1 protein-coding gene is annotated in these 1,153 nt (G+C 46.1%); it reads left to right on the top strand.

Features of this window, described 5'->3' with window-relative positions; translation table 11 throughout:
• Positions 1 to 59 precede the first annotated feature (59 nt).
• On the top strand, positions 60 to 1,153 hold a 1,094-nt coding region (locus QHT84_RS14115), incomplete at its 3' end, for an RCC1 domain-containing protein (protein WP_407649256.1).

The raw sequence follows: 1,153 nt of genomic DNA, 5'->3' as shown, positions 1-1,153 counted from the left end.
GGTTAGCGAAAAATTTGTCAAAGAATAAATATTTCTCAAGATAAAAGGAAACGCAATTGATGAAAAAACAACTACTCCTATTAGGATTTTTAGGCTATGCCCTTGGCATTAACGCCCAATGTTTTACTAACATTAAATCAGGATACTATTTTAACCAAAGTGTTAAAGCTAATGGTACGCTATGGGGCTGGGGAACTTCTGCTTTTGGACAAATGGGCAATGGAAGCGAGGCTGATTTTTACAATCCTATTCAAATTAGTCCATTGACAGATTGGCAAGATGTATTCCCTGGCCCAAGTAATACCTTTGCATTGAAAAATAATGGTACTATTTGGTGTTCCGGCAATAACTCTACAGGACAATTGGGAATAGGAAGCACTACAAGTTATATTAATACTTTTATCCAAATGGGAACCGATACCAATTGGTCTCAAGTATCAGCTAGTAATAATTTCACCATCGCTCTTAAGACCAACGGAACCCTATGGGGCTGGGGGCAAAATGACAGCTATCAAATGGGTAATGGCACCTGTTGCAGCAACCGCTTGTCTCCGGGACAAATAGGCCCCGATACCGATTGGGTACAGATTGAAGCATGCGGTATACGAACCGCATTAGCTCTAAAAAGCAATGGGACCCTATGGGGCTGGGGCGGTAATAGTACCGGATTGGTCGGCCCTTCTAATGTAGGCTCACGGCAATACCCCACCCAGCTTAGACCTGAAACCGATTGGGCCACCATCAGTGCCGGACAAGGTCATGCCTTGGCCCTAAAAACCAATGGAACCTTGTGGGGCTGGGGTGCCGGGAATTACGGACAAGCCGGAGATACCTTCCCTACCATTTATTTCAGAGATACGCCTGTACAGGTAGGCACCAATACCAACTGGATGTATATAGGCACCGGATATTATACTTCCTATGGCATTCAAAGTGACGGCACCCTGTGGGGTTGGGGGCGAAATGATACCGGACAAGTGGGTGACGGTACCACCACGAATCGAACACAGCCCGTTCAGATAGGTACCGATACCGACTGGATAAGAGTAACCGGTGGAGTTAACCACGGCATAGCCCAAAAGGCCAATGGTGCCATTTATACCTGGGGGTCAAATGACTTTGGCCAACTGGGTAATGGCGGAACGACAGCCGT

Source organism: Flavobacterium sedimenticola (genome assembly GCF_030053345.1).
Taxonomy (GTDB): Bacteria; Bacteroidota; Bacteroidia; order Flavobacteriales; family Flavobacteriaceae; genus Flavobacterium; species Flavobacterium sedimenticola.
This window is presented reverse-complemented; position numbering and strand designations above follow the sequence as displayed.